This window comes from Neorhizobium galegae (assembly GCF_017877135.1).
GTDB classification, from domain to species: Bacteria; Pseudomonadota; Alphaproteobacteria; order Rhizobiales; family Rhizobiaceae; genus Neorhizobium; species Neorhizobium galegae_A.
The window spans coordinates 441,442-459,003 of record NZ_JAGIPH010000001.1; the positions used below are offsets into that span (position 1 = coordinate 441,442).

The 17,562-nt window shown below is 63.6% G+C and carries 21 protein-coding genes; 6 read left to right on the plus strand and 15 right to left on the minus strand.

The annotated features are described in order from the left end of the window. Positions 1 to 10 precede the first annotated feature (10 nt). The gene (locus J2858_RS02230; RefSeq protein WP_210103109.1) at positions 11 to 331 is read right to left on the minus strand and encodes a HigA family addiction module antitoxin; all 321 of its coding nucleotides are present in this window, start codon (positions 329 to 331) and stop codon (positions 11 to 13) included. A 126-nt stretch (positions 332 to 457) separates the two neighbouring features. Between J2858_RS02230 and J2858_RS02235 the strand changes: the two genes are divergently transcribed. Both J2858_RS02235 and J2858_RS02240 read left to right on the plus strand, forming a co-directional pair. Then, a complete protein-coding gene (locus J2858_RS02235; RefSeq protein WP_210103110.1) occupies positions 458 to 1,045 on the plus strand; it encodes a DUF1214 domain-containing protein in 588 nt (195 codons plus the stop codon). Beyond that, positions 1,038 to 1,586, plus strand: coding sequence for a DUF1254 domain-containing protein (locus J2858_RS02240; protein WP_210103111.1), 549 nt, complete (start codon positions 1,038 to 1,040; stop codon positions 1,584 to 1,586). The genes J2858_RS02235 and J2858_RS02240 overlap by 8 nt, the downstream gene beginning before the upstream one ends. A gap of 42 nt (positions 1,587 to 1,628) precedes the next feature. Here J2858_RS02240 and J2858_RS02245 read toward each other — a convergent pair whose 3' ends face one another. Continuing rightward, on the minus strand, positions 1,629 to 1,829 hold the full coding sequence (locus J2858_RS02245) for a hypothetical protein (RefSeq protein WP_210103112.1): 201 nt from the start codon (positions 1,827 to 1,829) through the stop codon (positions 1,629 to 1,631). A gap of 731 nt (positions 1,830 to 2,560) precedes the next feature. Between J2858_RS02245 and J2858_RS02250 the strand changes: the two genes are divergently transcribed. Next, positions 2,561 to 3,661: a DUF2336 domain-containing protein gene (locus tag J2858_RS02250; RefSeq protein ID WP_432443229.1), complete on the plus strand. Its 1,101-nt coding sequence runs from the start codon at positions 2,561 to 2,563 to the stop codon at positions 3,659 to 3,661. Here the strand turns inward: J2858_RS02250 and J2858_RS02255 are convergent, their stop codons facing one another. Then, positions 3,662 to 4,000 carry a DUF1491 family protein gene (locus tag J2858_RS02255; protein WP_210103114.1) on the minus strand — a complete coding sequence of 113 codons (339 nt, stop codon included), beginning with the start codon at positions 3,998 to 4,000 and terminating at the stop codon, positions 3,662 to 3,664. A 146-nt stretch (positions 4,001 to 4,146) separates the two neighbouring features. Between J2858_RS02255 and J2858_RS02260 the strand changes: the two genes are divergently transcribed. Continuing rightward, on the plus strand, positions 4,147 to 4,380 hold the full coding sequence (locus J2858_RS02260) for a hypothetical protein (protein WP_210103115.1): 234 nt from the start codon (positions 4,147 to 4,149) through the stop codon (positions 4,378 to 4,380). A gap of 36 nt (positions 4,381 to 4,416) precedes the next feature. Here J2858_RS02260 and J2858_RS02265 read toward each other — a convergent pair whose 3' ends face one another. Continuing rightward, the gene (locus J2858_RS02265) at positions 4,417 to 5,397 is read right to left on the minus strand and encodes a peptidoglycan-binding domain-containing protein (RefSeq protein ID WP_210103116.1); all 981 of its coding nucleotides are present in this window, start codon (positions 5,395 to 5,397) and stop codon (positions 4,417 to 4,419) included. Next, complete coding sequence (locus tag J2858_RS24280; protein ID WP_210103117.1) at positions 5,369 to 6,949, minus strand: sensor histidine kinase; 1,581 nt, start codon at positions 6,947 to 6,949, stop codon at positions 5,369 to 5,371. Before J2858_RS24280 ends, J2858_RS02265 begins: the two co-directional genes overlap by 29 nt. Before the next feature lie 447 nt (positions 6,950 to 7,396). On the opposite strand from J2858_RS24280, the gene J2858_RS02275 reads away from it, so the two are divergent. Together J2858_RS02275 and J2858_RS02280 are read left to right on the plus strand one after the other, a co-directional pair. After that, positions 7,397 to 7,831, plus strand: a complete 435-nt coding sequence (locus J2858_RS02275) for a DUF5330 domain-containing protein (RefSeq protein WP_210103118.1) — start codon at positions 7,397 to 7,399, stop codon at positions 7,829 to 7,831. Between the two features lie 205 nt (positions 7,832 to 8,036). Further along, positions 8,037 to 8,471: a SufE family protein gene (locus J2858_RS02280; protein WP_210103119.1), complete on the plus strand. Its 435-nt coding sequence runs from the start codon at positions 8,037 to 8,039 to the stop codon at positions 8,469 to 8,471. Positions 8,472 to 8,580: 109 nt separating this feature from the next. Here the strand turns inward: J2858_RS02280 and J2858_RS02285 are convergent, their stop codons facing one another. The 10 genes from J2858_RS02285 to J2858_RS02330 form a co-directional block, all read right to left on the minus strand. Further along, on the minus strand, positions 8,581 to 9,534 hold the full coding sequence (locus J2858_RS02285; protein ID WP_210103120.1) for a DUF6456 domain-containing protein: 954 nt from the start codon (positions 9,532 to 9,534) through the stop codon (positions 8,581 to 8,583). Continuing rightward, on the minus strand, positions 9,527 to 10,036 hold the full coding sequence (locus tag J2858_RS24285) for a helix-turn-helix domain-containing protein (RefSeq protein WP_348635435.1): 510 nt from the start codon (positions 10,034 to 10,036) through the stop codon (positions 9,527 to 9,529). The genes J2858_RS02285 and J2858_RS24285 overlap by 8 nt, the downstream gene beginning before the upstream one ends. 669 nt (positions 10,037 to 10,705) lie before the next feature. Further along, on the minus strand, positions 10,706 to 11,134 hold the full coding sequence (locus tag J2858_RS02295) for a MucR family transcriptional regulator (RefSeq protein WP_210103121.1): 429 nt from the start codon (positions 11,132 to 11,134) through the stop codon (positions 10,706 to 10,708). Between the two features lie 417 nt (positions 11,135 to 11,551). Further along, complete coding sequence (gene mnhG, locus J2858_RS02300; RefSeq protein ID WP_210103122.1) at positions 11,552 to 11,890, minus strand: monovalent cation/H(+) antiporter subunit G; 339 nt, start codon at positions 11,888 to 11,890, stop codon at positions 11,552 to 11,554. Then, the gene (locus J2858_RS02305) at positions 11,887 to 12,261 is read right to left on the minus strand and encodes a cation:proton antiporter (RefSeq protein ID WP_210103123.1); all 375 of its coding nucleotides are present in this window, start codon (positions 12,259 to 12,261) and stop codon (positions 11,887 to 11,889) included. The genes mnhG and J2858_RS02305 overlap by 4 nt, the downstream gene beginning before the upstream one ends. Further along, entirely contained in the window at positions 12,261 to 12,734 is a 474-nt protein-coding gene (locus J2858_RS02310; RefSeq protein WP_210103124.1) for a Na+/H+ antiporter subunit E, read from the minus strand. Before J2858_RS02310 ends, J2858_RS02305 begins: the two co-directional genes overlap by 1 nt. After that, positions 12,731 to 14,323 carry a Na+/H+ antiporter subunit D gene (locus tag J2858_RS02315; RefSeq protein WP_210103125.1) on the minus strand — a complete coding sequence of 531 codons (1,593 nt, stop codon included), beginning with the start codon at positions 14,321 to 14,323 and terminating at the stop codon, positions 12,731 to 12,733. The genes J2858_RS02310 and J2858_RS02315 overlap by 4 nt, the downstream gene beginning before the upstream one ends. Before the next feature lie 18 nt (positions 14,324 to 14,341). Next, positions 14,342 to 14,719, minus strand: coding sequence for a Na+/H+ antiporter subunit C (locus J2858_RS02320; RefSeq protein ID WP_210103126.1), 378 nt, complete (start codon positions 14,717 to 14,719; stop codon positions 14,342 to 14,344). Next, positions 14,719 to 15,138, minus strand: coding sequence for a Na+/H+ antiporter subunit B (locus J2858_RS02325; RefSeq protein WP_210103127.1), 420 nt, complete (start codon positions 15,136 to 15,138; stop codon positions 14,719 to 14,721). The genes J2858_RS02320 and J2858_RS02325 overlap by 1 nt, the downstream gene beginning before the upstream one ends. Next, the gene (locus J2858_RS02330; protein WP_210103128.1) at positions 15,138 to 17,516 is read right to left on the minus strand and encodes a putative monovalent cation/H+ antiporter subunit A; all 2,379 of its coding nucleotides are present in this window, start codon (positions 17,514 to 17,516) and stop codon (positions 15,138 to 15,140) included. Before J2858_RS02330 ends, J2858_RS02325 begins: the two co-directional genes overlap by 1 nt. Between the last annotated feature and the right edge of the window lie 46 nt (positions 17,517 to 17,562).

A 17,562-nucleotide genomic window follows, 5' to 3' on the forward strand; every position in this document is an offset into this window, starting at 1 on the left:
TGCGCTCACCTCACGCAGCGCAGGGCTGGATACGCTGCAGTTGTGCCCCAAGCGCGCGGCGGCGGTTCATCAGGTCGTAATCGCTCTGCAGGCCGAGAAAAAAACCGTCGGACATGCCAAACAGACGCGCCAGCCGAAGATCCGTGTCGGCCGTCACCGCCCGCTTTCCAAGCACGATCTCGTTGATCCGGCGCGGCGGCACGGTAATGGCGCGGGCAAGCCCGTACTGGCTGAGCCCCATGGGCTTGAAGAACTCCTCCAGCAGGATTTCGCCCGGATGCGGGTTGGGCAAGAGTTCGTCATCAGCCATGATAATCGACGATTTCGACATGTGAGGCGCTTCCGGATCTCCAGAATGACGCATCGCCTTATCAATGGCAAACGCTCCCTTCGCCATTTTCTCGACCCGTAAACAGTGCTATCCGTCTGAGCTGATTTGCAAAAGGTTTTGCCGCGCTTGTTTCGCCTTCCCTTTCTCGTGCTCGTCGCGCTGGTCGTCGCCTTTGGCGGTGGCATCTGGTCGACGCTGGTGGCGCTCGATGCCACCACCGGCTTCGGCGCGATCAGGCTCGGGGCCTGGGAGGCGTTTCCGCAGGCGCAGACGGCAGATGCCGATCCTTATGCCAAGGCGCACCGCGCCAATGGCGGCCGCCTGCTCTATGGCACGGCCGAGGGCTTGAGCTTTACCGCAAGTGTCGACCAGACCGGTCAGCGGCTGTCTGGCCGCTGCACCTATCTCCTCTCCGGCCAGACGCCGGTGGCCCGCGCCTGGACGCTGTTTGCGGCCACCGTCAAGGGCGCGGCGCCGCTGACCGGTCAGGATCTGCCGGTGGCGCTCAATTCACGCACGGTTCTGCGCGATGCAACGGGCGCCTTCATTATCACGCTGTCGCCAGACGCCAGCGCCGGAAACTGGCTGGCGGTGCCGCGGGACGGACCGTTTTATCTGACGCTGACCCTGCTCGACACGCCGACTGCCGGCAGTTCCGGCCTCATCGACCTTGCCATGCCGCGCATCGACCGCATCGGATGCGCCCATGCTTAAGCTTATGCTGGCCGTCATCATCGGGCTTGTCGGGGCGGGCCTGCTGCATCTCGTCATCATCCTGTCGCTGCCGGCCTTCAGCGAACGCGATGCCTATAGCCGGGTGCTCGGCGAAGGGCCGCCGCACCGCTTTCATGCGCTTGCCGCGCGGGAGGATGCCGCCGGCCTGCAAAAGACCGATCCGTTTCTGGATCTGGCGGTCTGCGCCTTTGATCTGTCGGAAAATCCGGTGCGGCTGACGGCCCGCGGCGCCCTGCCCTTCTGGTCGCTCTCCGCGTTCGACAGCGCCTCAAACGAGATCTTCAGCATCAACGACCGCACCTCGGTCGGAAGCGGGCTCGATGTGCTGCTGGCAACGCCGGTGCAGGCAACGGCCCTGCGCAAGGCGCAGCCTTCGCCGCTTGCGCAATCGATCATTGTCGAAACCCGCGCCGTCCAGGGCTATGCGGTGCTGCGTGCCATGGCGCCTCAGGCGAGCTACAGGCCGATGACGACACAGTTTCTCGCCGGGGCGGATTGCAGCCCCGTGGAACTGCGCTGACCCATTAACGCAACGCGCACCTTAAAATCCCCGCGGCAGCGCTCAATGGCTGTCGAGGCGCAGCGCCGTCTCATCGAGGACGCGATGCGTCAGCTCCGCCGGCCGCTCGTAGCGCACGCCGGTAAACATCAGCAAGGCCGCGCCCGATCGGGTGGTCACCACCGTCTTGTCCTGCCGCTGCGACAATGGTCCCCGCTGCGGGTGGGCATGCCGCCATGTGTTCATGCAAACAATTTCTGCCATGCTCGTCTCCTCAAAAGGGTTCGAGACGGATGAAGGACAAGAACCGATTTCACCCTGCCCGCAAGGGGCCGGCGCATCCTCCTCAAGAGGCATTCTGCGCCTTTCTCGTCGGGCCTGTGGCAAATTCTGCCACAGGCACCAGCGACTCCAACAACACATGAAACGGCAGGCGGTTTCACCAGGATGGAGCGGGACAGGCGACCGGGTTCAAACCGGGTCTCTTGCCGCGCTGCAAAGCTATTTTAAGCCCTCATCCAGGCCCGAACGGCCTTGATTCGTGTCATGCTGTCTGTCGCGGATTGGGCCACAGGCAGGTTAACGACAAGTAAATGCTCATAAACCCCGGCGCACCCGTAAGAACTTGGGGAGAGCGATGTTGCCGGGCTTTCCCTAGGGCCGTTTCGCCGCTGCCCTGCCTGTCCTGCCGCGCGATCGTCGGCGTAATCCCCTCATGCGCATCAAAGAGGACGGCACGTGTCGGTAAAAATCGCTGCCGCGCTTTGAAACGGCGGCTGGGGATAAGTCCCGCTCTGCCACACTCCTTCACCAGACATTAACCTCGTTCCGGTAGCGTGTTTTTAACCATGCCGGAATGTGAAGGACGCCGTGCCGCGCCGCCTGTCGGCCGCCCCAGTGCTTCCTTCGGCCGGCATGCCCGCATGAGCATCTTCGTGGCGGTCCCCGCCACGCCGAACCTTGAAGTCTGTATCTTGTGTAGTGCGTCGGTGGATATGACCGTGGATCGGTATCGTGAACTTGAAAGGCCGCAGGCCATGCGCAGGAAGGATGTGGTGCTCATGGCGACCGTCACGAGTTTCGAGGAACTCGAGCATCCGACACGATCCGAACTGCGCCAATTCGCCGAGCTGTTCCTGCCGCTGTTTCACGCCTCCAGCGACGAGGCAAGACGCCAGGCGGTGGCGGCTCTGTCGCAGTCGCGTCATGTGCCGCCGGCCGTTGCCTTTTTCATTTCCAGCCAGCCGATCTCCATTGCCGCCCCCTTCCTCGTCAGTTCCGCCTGCCTCGACGACGAGACGCTGATTGCCATTGCCCGCATGCAGGGGGCAGAACATGCCCGCGCCATCGTGCGGCGCGAAAACCTGTCGCCGATGGTGATCGATGCGCTGGTCGGCATGCGCCACGCCCGCCAGACGGTGGCAGAGATCCAGGACGATCTGACCGGCCAGCTGGCTGCCGGCACGCAAGGAACGCCAGACGCCAGCCTGACAGACGTAAGCCTGCCGGATGTTGCCCCGCCGGAGCGGACGGCCGAGGAGGCAGAAGCCGAGGCGCGCCGTGAGCGCGAAGAGGTTCTTCGCCAGCAGATCAAGCGCATGGCAGCCCATCTTCACCGCGCCCCGGAGGATCGGCTGGGGCTGCGCACGTTGACCGACGTGCAGGAGGCACTGCTGGTGCGTTTTGCCCGCGCCCGCGAGGCCGATGGCTTTGCCACCACGCTTGCCGATACGCTGTCGGCCAGCCGCTGGCTTGCCGAACGCATCATGCTCGATCTGTCCGGCCTGCAGCTTGCGACCACGCTGAAGGCGCTCGGCATGCGCGAGCCCGAAGCGCTTGCCGTGCTTCAGCGCTTTTACGAGCCCCTGCAGGAAGAGATCGGCGGCACGCGCCGCAGCCGGATCCTGTGGCAATCGCTGCAGGAAGACGAATGCGCACGGCGCGTGGAAGCCTGGCGCCGCGCCGACCGCCACAGCACGGCGGATCCGGCAACCGGCGCCGAAGATCAGGGTTTTGCCGGCACTGCGCCGGCCAATCGCGGCACGGTCATCCGCACCGAGGCCACACCCGTCCCCCGCCTGCGCGCCGCCCGCTGATCACGTCCCGTCGATCACCGTCAGCAGGTCGCCCAGCGCATCCGTTTCGATTTCCACCAGCCAGAGATCGCTGTCGAAGCGGCGCTCGCGCGCGATTGCCGCATCCACCTCGTCCCGCTCGGCAAGGCTCAGGCGCTTTTCGAAACGCCGCTCCCCATCCTCCTCGATCATCATCTGCGGCGCCGGGCCATACAGATCCTCGCGGCCGTCGCGAAAACGCAGGCGCACGAAGATGGCGCCGGCCTGATCGGCGCCACGCTGTTCGACGGCGGCAAAGCCGCCTTGCGAAAACACGCGGCGGGTGAGCGCTGCCACAAAGATATCGGATCTCAAACGCATGAGGTTACGCTTTAGAGGCTTTTGAAGGCAAAGGAAATGCCGGCGCCGCCCCCCGCATCTCGCATCGCGCGCCTCGCGCCTCGGGCAAGCTTCGACCGCTATGGCAGGGAAAGCCGCAGGCTCCGCATCCCGAACCAGGAGGTGACATGGCGAAATACAAATATGACGAGCATCTGGTCCAGACCAATGTTCCGGCCTTCGACAAGCAGTGGCTGCCGGGCCAGACGCCGCCGAATGCCGGCATCTATCGCTGCAAGAACTGTGGCGACGAGATTGCCGTCGCAAAAGGTCAGCCGCTGCCGAACAGCCATCACCAGCATACAGTGCTTGGCCCCGTCATCTGGACCATGCTGGTCTTTGCCCAGGAACACCCGAAATAAGGCCAGCGCCTTATACCAAGTGTCGCGAAGCCGGCGTTACAGCGCGCCGATGGATTTCAGCTTGGCCAGCACCGCCTCGGAGGGCTCACCGTCCACCGGCAGGCGGTAATGCTTCTGGAAGTGGCGGATGGCGGCACGGGTCTGCTCGCCAGCAACACCATCGATCGAAACATCCGAATAGGCGATGTTGGAGAGGCCCTGCTGGATCTGCAGAACAAGCTCGGCTTGCGAGCCCATCGAAACCGGCATGGCCTTGAGATCGGCGCTCTCGCGCGCCTTGCTGGCACGGGATGCGGCCGGAATGTCGGCGGGCGGCACGCCGACCGATTGGGCAAGGGCGGCTTTCGGAGAGGACGGCCGCTGAGATTGGCCAGCCGGTGAAGGGGTGGCGCCTGACCCGGTGCGGGCAACCGGCACCGGCAGATTTCCGGCAGCCCGGATGGCCGCAGCCACCGGATCGGCATCGGCAGGGGCGTGTGCGCCGGCCGATTTTGCAGCCGGGGCCACAGCGCCGGCGGGCGCCGCATTCGCCACAGCGGGGCGCGGCAGCGGAACGACCGAGGCACCGGCAGCCGGCGTATCGTCGCTGATCACCGTCTGTGGTGTCATCGGCGCGGCATGGCCGGACGTCCCGCGTGCGCCTGTCCCGGAAGGATCCGTAGACGGCGATGCCGGGGCGCCCGCCACCTCGTCAGTCGGCAGATCCGCTGCCCGCTCGATGCGGAATGTCGTGACGGTTTCGGGCGCTGCGCGCCGCTGCGGCCGATAGCCGGCAATCGCGTTCGGATCCAGCGGATCGCGCGTGGCGAGGAAGGGATGGGGATGGTTGCGCGGTTGATACCAGAGCGCATTGGCGGCGATGAAGGAAAAGATCACGAAAAGCGCGGTGCTTCCGCCGAGCGTGCGCGGATAACGCGCGCCAAGCCCTGCCACCCCCGAAAGGGCCCGCAGGACAAGACCCGGCCGCTTGGCCGGCGCCCGTCTGCGTTCAGCCGGTTTTCGCTTTCGCGCGGTCATGCGCCAATCCCTGTCTACCCGTTACGCTGCCCTTTGCCGGTTGGCGCAGGCGTGGCGGAAACTCCAGCGGCTCCACGCTCCGTGGCAGGCCGTCCGGCGCATCCGCACCGTCGAGCGGCCGCTCATCGGCCGGTTTTCCATCGAGTGGAAAGCTCACCGTTACCACAGTTCCCTCGCCAAGGCGACTTTCGATGCGCATCTGTCCACCGTGCAGAGAGACGAGGCCCTTGACCAGCGACAGGCCAAGCCCGGTTCCCTCATAGGCGCGGGCAAGGTTGCCTTCCACCTGCATGAAGGGCTGGCCGAGAAGCTCGATCTTGTCGCTTGCAATACCGATGCCGGTATCGCTGACGATGAGCTTCAGCAGACCCTCTTCCGCAAGCGCATCGATGGTCACGGCGCCGCCGGCCTCGGTAAACTTGATGGCATTGCCGGCAAGATTGATGAGGATCTGCTGCACGGCGCGGCGATCCGCCACCACATCGCCCAGCCCGCGCGCGATGCGGGTGGCAAGCGTGACGCCCTTGGTGCGGGCCTGCAGGTCGAGCATCGCCCGGCAGCTTTCCACTGCGTCCGCAATCCGGAACGGCTCGGTCAGCAGCGCATAGCGGCCGGCCTCTATGCGGCTCATATCCAGCATGGTGTTGACGACGGAGAGAAGATGCGCCCCCGACTGGCGGATCAGCGCCACATATTCCCGCTGACGGTCATTTTCCAGCCGGCCGAAATATTCGCCCGCCAGCACATCGGAGAAGCCCAGAATGGCATTGAGCGGCGTGCGCATTTCATGGCTGACGGCGGCGAGGAAGCGCGATTTCGCCTCATTGGCCGATTGCACTTCGATGGCGCAGGCTTCCACCTCGTCGCGCAGGCACTGCTCTTCGGACATGTCGGTCAGTTGCACCAGAACCTGCTGCAGGCACCCGTCGCTGCCGGCAATCGGCGACAGGTCGAGCCGCACCGCCAGAAACTGCCGGCCGCCGATGGGGCACATGCCCTGCTCGATGCGCACATCCGCAACGGCAGACGCCTCCCCCTGGCGCAGGCTGTCCAACGCCTGCAGAACGGTAATGCGATCCGAGACATGCACGAGTTCGGCAAGGACCAGCCCCTGGCGCTCGCTCAGCGCAGACGGCAGGAGATAGCGGTCGCGGCCGCCGGTGCGCAGGATGTTTCCCTGCGGATCGCAGGCAAAAACAACGCCGGGGCAGGCTTCAAAGACAAGATCGGAGATGTCAGTCGGCTCGGCGGCCACATCCGCCGGCTCGCTGCGGCAAAGCCTGGACAGGGCAAGGGCGGCGGCGGAAACGGAGAGCATGCCGGCCATCACGACCGCGGCCCCAAGCGGCAGCGCAAGGGCTGGACTGACGACAAGGGCGAGCGTCGACGGCACGGCGACAAGGCAGGCAATCCCCGCGCCCGCCACCACGCGCAGTGTCGTCACGTCGGATGCACGCGGTGCATCGCGATCGCCAAGCTGCTGCAGCCAGCCGAGCGCCAGATGATCCAGACCCTGGATTGCCCTTGCGCCGATGGAATTGAATACGCGCACGCCTATACCTTACCGCGAACTCTGTGAGGCCCGACCATAGGCGTCATCGACTTAAGGAAACTATAAAAATCGCCGCCGCGAAGGCTCCGAAAGCCGCCAAACCGGCGCTTTGGCTGTTTCGGTACGATGCAGTTTCCAATATGGTTAACAGGGCGTAAGCATTGGAACTTTTTCAGTTTTATCGATCGTGTTAGGTTTTGACGCAGGCGCCGGAAAGAATCCGATTGTTTTTTGGCACAACTGCCATATTTATGGTGAACATGAACGTGTAAAGTTTGATTGAAATGCCGCTTGAAAGGGTTTGGGCGGCGGATATTTAAAATGCAGATCAAATTGCGATTAAACTTTAGCGGGCGTTGTAACGGCGTGTTTTTCCAATGTTCCTAAGCTTCACGACAGGGTTCCGGGTGAGACCGGAGGGCTTCTGAAGCGGGCAGGTGAAGGCGGATGTGGTTTCTGATCAAGGGTAGCGTGTTCTTTGCGATGGGTCTGGTGGTGCTGTCTTATTTCAGCACGAACCCGCACATCGCTGCGCCCGACGAGAAGCCGGTTCCGCTGACCGACACGCTGTCGGCGTTAACCGATGCCTATCACTATGTCAGCGCGCTCTGCGTCCAGAAGCCGGATGTCTGCGAAAAAGGTGCCGAAACCTTCACTGCTCTTGGCTACCGCGCCAAGGAAGGCGCCCGCGTTGCCTTTGAATTGCTCGACAGCCAGTTCTCCAGCGGCGAGACAGCAAAGCCCGATGCCCTCGGCCAGGCCGTGCGCCAGCCCATGCCCGACAAGCTGGTGAGCAACCAGAACTTTGGCCAGGCGGCCGCGACCGGCGACGGCCTGTCGACCGGTTCCGTGCCGGTGCCGCTGAAGCGCCCGCTGCACTAACGCATGCGCGTCCCCCCTATCGCGCCCTTCGGCTCAGCTTTCCTCTTTTTCGTTTCCGTCACGGGCTTTGGTCCCTATATGAAGGCTCAAACCCAAGACCGCGTAGCCATCCTGCGGCGACGCCTTCCGCTTGGGACCGTGACGTGACTGAGGCCCGTTCCGCCCGATGCGGCGTGAAGGGGTGAGCCCAAAGCTGGAGCCTTGCATGACGACCCCTTCCCTTCCCGGCATCGACCAGATCATCGACGATTTCGCCTATCTGGAGGAATGGGAAGACCGCTATCGCTATGTCATCGAGCTCGGCAAGGCGCTGCCGGACCTGTCCGAGGACAAGAGGACGGCGCAGAACAAGGTGAACGGCTGCGCAAGCCAGGTCTGGCTCGTGTCCCATCGCGGCGAAGGCGAGGATCCGGTTCTGACTTTCGAAGGGGATTCGGACGCCCATATCGTGCGCGGTCTGGTGGCCATCGTGCTGGCCGCCTATTCCGGCAAGCATGCCTCCGAGATCGCCGAGCATGACGTCATCGACACGTTCAACCGCATCGGGCTCGTGGAAAACCTGTCGGCGCAGCGGGCGAACGGGCTGCGTTCGATGGTGAAGCGCATTCGCGACGAAGCCCGGCTGGCAGCGGCCGCCTGATGGGTAAGGCGGCCGGTGCGCGCCTTTGCGCATCGGCCCTCCCGGCCTTCGACCCCTCTTCCACCGCCTTCGTCCACCCTCGCCTTCCCGCGACCGCAAACTCCTGCCGTCAAAGCTGCGGGCGAAAACCGTCCGCACCCCAACTGCGGGTGCCGGCCCGCACCGGTGGCGGCGCATAATGGCGGGCAAGCGCCAGAAGTGCGGTGCGCAGCATCAGCTTTGCCGAACGCACCGGCCAGCCGCGCTCCCGCTCCACCAGTTCCAGCCCTTTTTCGAAGCAGCAGATATCGAGCGCCACGCCGGCAAGCTCCGGCCCCATGGCATCGATGGCGCGGTTGACGCGCGTCCTTGCCGCCATAGCGCTTTCGGCAAGCTCCACCTTGCCCCCTGCCCCGCCCTTGCCGCGCACCGACAGCCGCGGTTCCCAGCGGGCGGTGATGCCGGGCTGCAGATGGCCGCGGTCGAAATCGCACGCCAGCCGCTCGCCGGCGGCGATGGCATCGGCGCTCAGAAACGGCGCGCCGTCGCGGTCCTTCAGACGAACAAGCGCTGACAGCGGCGATTCCAGGCGGTTGCGCCGCACGGTTTCGCGCCGCCCGTCGTCCAGCGCCACCGTGTCGGGAACGATATCGCGGTGCTGGTCACCATAGAGATTTTTGGCTGTTTCGGAAGAGATGTCCGCCGTCAGGCTTTCAGGCGGATGTCCGCTCCCGGCCCTGCCACTGGCCGTCCCGGTAGAGTGTTTTCCCGCGGCGAAGGCTTTGTTCATCTGATCTGCGTCGGGCGAGCCCGGATCACCCAGATGCCGGCGCAGATAGGTCAGGGTTTCGGGGCGGCGGAGAAGTTCCGTGCCCCGCCGCTCGGCAAGACCTGCCGTCACCGCCGCCTCGATCAGCCGCGCGGGATGCCTGTGACGGACATCGCCGCGCGAGAGGATCACCTCCGCTGTCCCTTCGCCCGGCTCGATCCTGCAGGTGCCGCGCGAGACCTGGCGCAGGAGGCGCAACAGCGGGCGGCTCGGCTGCAAAAGCCCGCTTTCGGGCGCGTCGCCTTGCCTAGTCATGCCGCGGCACCTCGCTCAACCCGAACATGGCGTTCGCGATCCGCTCGATGGTGGCGACAAAATCGTCGAAGGCGGCATTTTCACGCCGCTCCTCCACCACGGCGCAGGCATGGCCGACGGTGGTGCGATCGCGACCGAAGGCCTCGCCGATCTCGCTCTGCGGGATGCCGAGCGACACATGGCAGACATACATGGAGATCTGGCGGATATGGATGAGCGCGCGGCGACGGTCGCGCCGCATCTGCGGGCGGTCGCCCATCAGCATCAGCACCTCGCCGACGAGGTGGCGCACGACGCCGCAGGCCCGCTGCGGCGGCATGGCAGAGGGCAAGGCAAGCGGCACCGGATCCGAGAGGCCAGTCGCATCGCCTTCTGCCTGCGCCTGGCCGGCAAGATCAGACACCGGCCCCTCATCGGGGACGGCAAGGGCCGCACCGCCATGGGCGATGGGAGGGCCAGGGCGGGGGGACACAAAGGCCTCCGATTTTGCTTCAAGAGACATGAACAACTCCTTTTATAGGAATTAATTCATACACCCTATGCACAGAGCGGGGATGAACGAAAGCCCTGCTCAGAAATTTCCCATTGTTTTTCGTGAACTATTTCGTCCGGCGCGTGAAAAGTATGGGATTATTTTCCTCACCCTCGGAAGCCGCCTCCGCGATCGCTGCTCTTCTGCCTCTCGTCCGGATCAGTCGGCAGAGGGCCTGCTATGCGGCGGCAATCGCGCATGGGCGCGGCCTTGCGCGACCCTCAGCCGTCGATCGAACGTGAGGCGCAACGGAGCGGGAACGGGCACTGCCCAAGGGATCGGCAGGTAGGACAAAGGGACTAGAGGGCTGGACGCGGCAGATGTATCAACCGTTCGATGCCGGCCGCTTCCACCGTTGCGGCAAGGGCGCTGGTGCGCAAAGACAATGAGGTATAGAGCCGTCGTCAGGACAACGACCAGCGAGCGGAGCATGCTGACCTGCGGTGTACACGACGGTGTCGCCCGCCTTCACTGCTGGACCATCTTCGCCAAAAATCTCGCCGGCCAGGTTGCCTGGTCCGGGCGCGCAACGTGCGAAAAAGCTCGCATGCGACGGAAGGAAACCGTGTGCTGGCCTCAGAGCCAGCACCGGTGAATGTCAAAACAGCGCGGTTATTCGGCGCTGTTTACTGGCGCGACTTACTTGGCGCGCTTGCGGCGCTGGCCGAGGCCCATTTCCTTGGCAAGGCGCGAACGGGCTTCGGCATAGGCCGGTGCCACCATCGGATAGTCGGACGGCAGGCCCCACTTTTCGCGATATTCTTCCGGCGTCATGTTGTAATGGGTCATCAGGTGGCGCTTCAGCGACTTGAACTTCTGGCCGTCTTCCAGGCAGATCAGGTAGTCGTCTTCGATCGACTTGCGGATCGGCACGGGCGGCTTCGGCTTTTCAACGGTGGCGGGAACCGCAACCGGCGACGCCGTATTGTTCAATGCGCCATGAACATCCGAGATCAGGCCGGCAAGATCGCCGACCGGTACAACGTGATTGCTGACATAAGCAGCAACAATATCGGCGGTCAGTTCAACGAGAAGATCCGACGCCTTGCCTGCAATTGATTCTGTCATGTGTTATCTCCTGTTCGTTCCACTGGAGTTGTATCACCTTGATACACAAACTCCGTAGAGCGACGTTGGAAAGGCCTGAACCGCATTCCGTTCTTCCCGCAGGAAGCGGGATCCACCCCTAGATCCCGACTGATACGGCCGTTCTTACCAACGTTTTCGGCAATATCGACCTTTTGAAGGCCTCGTCTTTGCTTCAGACCATCGCGCAGGATGCCATTTCCGCAGAGAGAGGCACGGCGAATGTCATCGATATTCGTGCTCTACTGACATGCGATTAACATTGTTTGCCGCAAAGTCCAAATACAATCTTCGAATATTTACTCTATTGTGGAGATGAGCGGGCGTTCTCCACACTTACTGATTGATTATCGGACAGGAGCGGGAGGGAACAAGTAATTGTGTCAGGACCCCCGATAATCAAGGGGAGCCATTCCTCAGTTCATCGATCACCGTCGAGGAATGCAGCGGATAGCCCACGTGATGGGCGGCGCGGGCGAGCAGATGGGCCGATATCGGGGCTGTCAGGATGAAGAAGACGAAGCCGGCCAAGGCTCTGACAAATATGGATATATCGCCTGAATGAACGCCAACGGCAATCAGCAACAGCCCCGAAGCGACGGTTCCCGCCTTGGAAGCGGCATGCATGCGCGAAAAGACGTCGGGCAGCCGCAAAAGCCCGATGGAGGCAACAAGCGCAAACAAACCGCCAGTAATAATCAAAACGACTGTCAGAAAGGTAAAGAACCAGCTTATCATCTGTGATCCTGTATCGTTTTGACGCGATCCGGCGCCGGTGAACCGGCCGATCCGCCATCGAGCTGGCGGCCGTGCGCCTCTCCCTCCTCGTCGGCGGTGCGGCGCGACAGGATGAAGCGGGCAAAGGCGACCGTCGCCAGGAAGCCGACAAGGCCAAGGGCTATTGCAACATCGATATAAAGCACGAAGCCGGTCTTGATGGCGATGAGCGCAATGAAGCCGATGGCGATCCCCACCAGCATGTCGAGCGCCACTACCCGGTCGGCGAGCGTCGGGCCGCGCACCACGCGCGCCACGGTAAAGAGGAAGGACAGCGCCAGCAGGCCGTTGGCGACAAAGATGGCGGCGGTGAGCAGAGCCTGTTCGGTCATCAGCGGAAGGCCTCCATGATCTTGGCCTCGAAGCCGTCGCGAATGTCGCGCCTGGTGCCCTCGACATCGGAGCAGTCGAGCGCGTGCACATAGAGGAAGCGGCGATCGGACGAGACATCGACCGACAGCGTGCCGGGCGTCAGCGTGATGAGATTGGCAAGAAGCGTAATCTCGAAATCGCGGTCCACCGTCAGCGGATAGGCAAAGATGCCGGGCTTCACGTCAAGCTTTGGCCGCGTGACGAGGACGGCGACCTTCCAGGCCGACAGCGCCAGTTCCTTGAGGAAGAGAATGAGCAAAGAGACGATGCGCCGGATGCGCTTCAGATAGCTGACACCCTGTGCCTGCTCGCGGATGAGGCCGATGGACAGCGCGGCGATGAGGAAGCCGAAGGCGAAATTGAGCAGCGTCGCGCTGCCGCTCACCGCCACCCAGACCACAGCAAAGACAACATTCATGGTAAAGGCGGTCATGGGCGCCCTCCTGCGGGAAAGACCGAGCCGATATAGGCGGCCGGTTCCATGAGCCCGATCGCCGCCGTCTGCGACAAGGACATCGGCGCTTCGGGAAACAGGCCGAACAGGGTGATGATCACGGTGAGGCCGACAAGCGGCCCGAAGGAGAGCCAGCCGGCGCTGCCGCCCGGGCGATCCGGCCCGGCCGCCGCCGCCGGCATTTTCCCCTCAGCCTGCGCCGGGGCCGGTCGCCAGTAGGCGATGAGAAACACGCGCCCCAGCGCGACCGTCGACAGGAAGCCGGACACGAGAATGCCGGCCGCCAGCCACCAGGCGCCGATATCGATGGAGGCCTTCACCAGCATGATCTTCGGCCAGAGCCCGGAAAACGGCGGCAGACCGGCAACCGCCAGCATCAGCGCCAGCGAGACGAAGGCAAAGCCCGGCGCACGCTGATAAAGCCCGCCGAGAGACGAGAGGGTGAACTGGCCGGAGAGCGCCGCGGCGCGGCCGACGGCCAGATAAAGCGCCGTCATGGCGAGGATCGAATGCAGCGCATAGAGCACGGCACCGGCCAGCCCGGACACGGTGCCCGTCGCAATGCCGGCCAGCATGTTGCCGATGCCCAGAATGACGGCATAGCCGGCGAGCCGGCGCAGATCGTTCTGCGCCAGCATGCCAAGGCTTGCCAGCACCATGGTCAGAAACGCCACCACGCCGATGACGAAGCTCCAGGCCTCATGCTGCACCGGAAACAGCATGATCATCACCCGCATCAGCGCGTAGATGCCGACCTTGGTCAAAAGTCCGCCGAACAGCGCAGAGACGGTGAGGCGCGGCGTGTGATAAGAGGCCGGCAGCCAGAAATTGACCGGAAAGGCGGCCGCCTTCATGGCAAAGGCCAGAAGAAACAGCCCGGCAAGCGTCATCAGCGGCGCGCCGGAAACCTCCCGCGCCCGCACGGCAAGGTCTGCCATGTTGAGCGTGCCGAAGATCGCATAGGTATAGCCGACGGCAATCAGGAAGAAGGTCGTGCCAAGCAGGTTGAGCAGGGCATATTTCAGCGCCCCATCGATCTGTTCGCGCTCGGATCCCAGGATCAGGAGGCCGAAGGAGGAGATCAGCAGAACCTCGAACCAGACATAGAGGTTGAACAGATCGCCCGTCAGGAAGGCGCCGGAGACACCCGCCATCAACAGCATCAGGAAGGGAAAGAAGCCGTAGCGACGTCCCGTCTCGCTGATGTCGGAGAGGGCGGCGATGCCGGCGGCAAGGGCGGCCATGGCCGAAACGAGCGCCAGCAGCGCCCCGAACACATCCACGGTAAAGGCGATGCCGAAGGGCGGCAGCCAGCGGCCCATCACCATGGTGATCGGTCCCTCCACCGCGACCTTCCACAACAGAAGCGCATCCAGCACCACCAGCGCCGCAAGGCCCGGCACGGCCACCAGCCCGTGCAGGCGGGTGGCGTGGCGCATCATCATCAGCACGGCGCCGAGCGTGATCATCAGCACCGGCGGCAGAATGACCAGCCAGTTGCCGAGCGGCGGCGGCGTCAGGATGAAGGCGAGAGACAGATCGACGGGCGTCGAAGGCGTGGCAGCCATGGGTGTGTGAAAACCTCCTCAGTAGCCGATGGGCGGCATGGGTTCATCCTTCGGCTCGGCCAGCCGCATCTCGTCAGTGTTGTCGGTGCCAAGCTCCTGATAGGCGCGGTAGGTCAGCACCAGCAGGAAGGCAAAGAAGGAAAACGAGATGACGATGGCCGTGAGGATGAGCGCCTGCGGCAGCGGATTGGCGGCACCGGCCGGCAGCGTCTCCATGCCCGCCCCGATGATCGGCGGCACTTCACGCGTCAGCCGCCCGCCGGTAAACAGGAGAAGGTTGACGGCATTGCCGAGAATGGCGATGCCGAGCAGCATGCGCACCGAATGTTTGGACAACATCAGATAGATGGCGGCGGAAAAGAAGGTGCCGACCAGGATGGCGAGCGGAAACTCCATCAATCGCTCTCCTTTTCTTCAAGCGCCAGCGCAATCGAGGTGATCGCCCCGACCACGACGAGATAAACCCCAATATCGAAGGACATGACGCTCGACAGCGCGATCTCGACTCCGAACAGATGCGGCGTGATCCAAAGGCCCGTCATGAAGGGCACGCCGGCAAGGATCGACAGCAGACCCGACAGTGTGGAGACGAAAAGCCCGAAGCCGGCAACCGCCATCGGATGAAACCAGAGGGCCCGGCGCACGGCCGCAACGCCATAGGCAATCCCGTAGATGGCAAAGGCAGAGGCGGCGATCAGCCCGCCGATAAAGCCGCCGCCCGGCTCGTTATGGCCGCGCAACAGCACGAAGACGGAAAAGACCAGCATCAGGGCGGTGAGAAATGGCGCGATGGTGCGAAAGATCAGCGTGTTCATCAGCGTCCTCCCGTCTGCCCGGCCGGCTCCGGCCTATGGTCCGGTTCATGGGCATCCGGATCGTTGTCGGCCGGCTTCTGGGCACCGACGCGCACACGGATGAGCGCCAGGATGGCAAGTCCCGTCACCATCACCACGGCGATCTCGCCCAGCGTATCCGTGCCACGAAAATCGACGATGATGACGTTGACCACATTGGCGCCGTGGGCGATCACCTTCGAATAGGTGTTGAAGAAATCGGTGAGCGCTGTGTTGAAGACCCCTTCGACGGACTTCATCAGGAGAAGCATGAAGCCCAGCCCGCAGGCAATGGCGATCGCTGCATCCCATAGCATCTGGCCGATCGGCCGGTGGTCCGACGGCATCAGGCGAAGCCGCGTCATGGCAAGTGCCAAGATGACCACCGACAGCGTCTCCACCATGAACTGCGTGAACGACAGGTCCGGCGCGCCAAACAGCAGGAAGAGGACGGCAACCGCAAAGCCCTGGATGCCGAGCGAGACGATGGCCGTCAGCCGGTTGCTGGCGCGCAGCACCGCGACAAGCCCGATCAGCGCAATCGCCAGGAAAGCCCATTCCTGCACCATCATGTCGCCCGGCCAGGAGGGCATGGCCGGCAGTTCGCCATAAAGCACCGGTGGCACGAGAAGGGTGAGCGCCAGAAGCAGGAAGGTCGCCGTCACATAGATCTCGAGGCGTCCGGGCTGGACAAAGCGCGTCACCTTGACCGAAACCTTCACCAGGCCCGCGATGGCCGCATCGAAACCACGGTCCGGCCCCGGCCCCAGCGCATCGATGAAACGCACCATCAGGGCGCGGACGCGGGCAAGCTGCAGATAGACGACAAGGCCGAAGGCAACCGTCACCAGCGACAGCGCAAGGGCTGCCCCCCAATGCGGAATGGTCGAGATCGTCACCTCGACCGGCACGCCCTTGACGGCGCTTGCCATGGGCGAGGAGACGAAGCGGTGCGCAAAGCTTGAAAAGACGCCCGCCAGCAGGCCGAGGGCGGACAGCACCAGCGGCCCGATCCAGAGGAGCGCAGGCCCCTCATGGGCGTGCTTCGGGGTTTCGAGCTTCTGGCCGACGAAGGGTTTCAGGCCGACGGCAAAGGCGAGCGCAAACATCAGCCCGTTGCCGATGACGGCAACCGTGGTGAAGAGGATGGAGCGCAGGTCGCCGGCATAGAGCGCATGATAGATTTCTTCCTTGGCGAGAAAGCCGAAGAACAGCGGCAGGCCACCCATCGACAGCGCTGCCAGAAGGGCCGCCACGAAAGTGATCGGCATGGCCTTCGCAAGTCCCGACAATCTGGTCGCGTCGCGCGTGCCGGTCTCGTGGTCGATGAGGCCCGCCACCATGAACAGCGCACCCTTGAAGAGAGAATGCGCCACCAGATAGAGCACGGCGGCTGCAATGGCATGTTCGGAATCAAAGCCGGTCAGCATCACCAGAAGCCCGAGCGAAGCCATGGTCGTATAGGCGAGCATCAGTTTCAGGTCGGTCTGGCGAAGCCCGAGAAACGTGCCGACGATCAGCGTCACGCCGCCGAAGAAGGGCAGAAGGATCTCCCAGGCGGGCGTGCCGCCCAGCGTCGGGTTGAGCCGCATCAGGAGATAGACGCCGGCCTTCACCATGGTCGCCGAATGCAGATAGGCAGACACGGGCGTCGGCGCTTCCATGGCGTTCGGCAGCCAGAAATGGAAGGGAAACTGCGCCGACTTGGTAAAACAGCCTCCGAGCACGAGCAGAAGGGCTGCCAGATAGAACGGGCTCTGGCTGACCACATCGCCCTGGTGGACGATGAGCGACAGCTGCGTGACGCCGGTGATGTTCCACAGGAAGATGAGGCCGGCGAGCAGGCAAAGCCCGCCGCCGCCGGTCACCACCAACGCCTGAAGCGCCGAACGGCGCGCCGCTTCGCGCGTGTGATCAAAGCCGATCAGCAGGAAGGAGGTGATCGAGGTCAGTTCCCAGTAGACGAAGAGCATCAGGAAACTGTCGGAGACGACCACGCCCAGCATGGCGCCCATGAAGAGCAGGATAAAGGCGAAGAACCGGCCCTGCTGCGGATGACCCTTCAGGTAACCGCCGGAATAGAGCACGATCAGCGTGCCGATGCCGGTGATGAGCAGCGCAAAGGTGAGCGACAGGCCGTCGATGAACCAGGAAAACGACAGGTTGAAGCTCGGAACCCAGGCATAGCCGCCCGTCACCACCTCGCCTGCGGCAATTTCGGGAAGGTATCCGGTGAAATAGGCGAAGGAGACGGCCGGCGCCAGCGCCAGAACCCAGGCGGCATTGGCGCCGAGCGCGCGCGTCAGAAAAGGAGCAGCCAGCGCCGCGACGAATGGCAGAAACAGACAGACCATGGTCATTGCGGCGATATCGGCCTCCTGTCGGCACGCGGCATCATGCTTTCAA

What these genes read in the sequence shown, in the direction of transcription:
- J2858_RS02325 (WP_210103127.1), bottom strand. Translation starts at nt 15,138, where the DNA reads ATGAACACGCTGATCTTTCGCACCATCGCGCCATTTCTCACCGCCCTG.
- mnhG (WP_210103122.1), bottom strand. Translation starts at nt 11,890, where the DNA reads ATGATAAGCTGGTTCTTTACCTTTCTGACAGTCGTTTTGATTATTACT.
- J2858_RS02305 (WP_210103123.1), bottom strand. Translation starts at nt 12,261, where the DNA reads ATGACCGAACAGGCTCTGCTCACCGCCGCCATCTTTGTCGCCAACGGC.
- J2858_RS02295 (WP_210103121.1), bottom strand. Translation starts at nt 11,134, where the DNA reads ATGACAGAATCAATTGCAGGCAAGGCGTCGGATCTTCTCGTTGAACTG.
- J2858_RS02230 (WP_210103109.1), bottom strand. Translation starts at nt 331, where the DNA reads ATGTCGAAATCGTCGATTATCATGGCTGATGACGAACTCTTGCCCAAC.
- J2858_RS02280 (WP_210103119.1), top strand. Translation starts at nt 8,037, where the DNA reads ATGACGACCCCTTCCCTTCCCGGCATCGACCAGATCATCGACGATTTC.
- J2858_RS02315 (WP_210103125.1), bottom strand. Translation starts at nt 14,323, where the DNA reads ATGGCTGCCACGCCTTCGACGCCCGTCGATCTGTCTCTCGCCTTCATC.
- J2858_RS02260 (WP_210103115.1), top strand. Translation starts at nt 4,147, where the DNA reads ATGGCGAAATACAAATATGACGAGCATCTGGTCCAGACCAATGTTCCG.
- J2858_RS02255 (WP_210103114.1), bottom strand. Translation starts at nt 4,000, where the DNA reads ATGCGTTTGAGATCCGATATCTTTGTGGCAGCGCTCACCCGCCGCGTG.
- J2858_RS02275 (WP_210103118.1), top strand. Translation starts at nt 7,397, where the DNA reads ATGTGGTTTCTGATCAAGGGTAGCGTGTTCTTTGCGATGGGTCTGGTG.
- J2858_RS02310 (WP_210103124.1), bottom strand. Translation starts at nt 12,734, where the DNA reads ATGACCGCCTTTACCATGAATGTTGTCTTTGCTGTGGTCTGGGTGGCG.
- J2858_RS02285 (WP_210103120.1), bottom strand. Translation starts at nt 9,534, where the DNA reads ATGACTAGGCAAGGCGACGCGCCCGAAAGCGGGCTTTTGCAGCCGAGC.
- J2858_RS02245 (WP_210103112.1), bottom strand. Translation starts at nt 1,829, where the DNA reads ATGGCAGAAATTGTTTGCATGAACACATGGCGGCATGCCCACCCGCAG.
- J2858_RS02240 (WP_210103111.1), top strand. Translation starts at nt 1,038, where the DNA reads ATGCTTAAGCTTATGCTGGCCGTCATCATCGGGCTTGTCGGGGCGGGC.
- J2858_RS02320 (WP_210103126.1), bottom strand. Translation starts at nt 14,719, where the DNA reads ATGGAGTTTCCGCTCGCCATCCTGGTCGGCACCTTCTTTTCCGCCGCC.
- J2858_RS02330 (WP_210103128.1), bottom strand. Translation starts at nt 17,516, where the DNA reads ATGACCATGGTCTGTCTGTTTCTGCCATTCGTCGCGGCGCTGGCTGCT.
- J2858_RS24285 (WP_348635435.1), bottom strand. Translation starts at nt 10,036, where the DNA reads ATGTCTCTTGAAGCAAAATCGGAGGCCTTTGTGTCCCCCCGCCCTGGC.
- J2858_RS02265 (WP_210103116.1), bottom strand. Translation starts at nt 5,397, where the DNA reads ATGACCGCGCGAAAGCGAAAACCGGCTGAACGCAGACGGGCGCCGGCC.
- J2858_RS02250 (WP_432443229.1), top strand. Translation starts at nt 2,561, where the DNA reads ATGACCGTGGATCGGTATCGTGAACTTGAAAGGCCGCAGGCCATGCGC.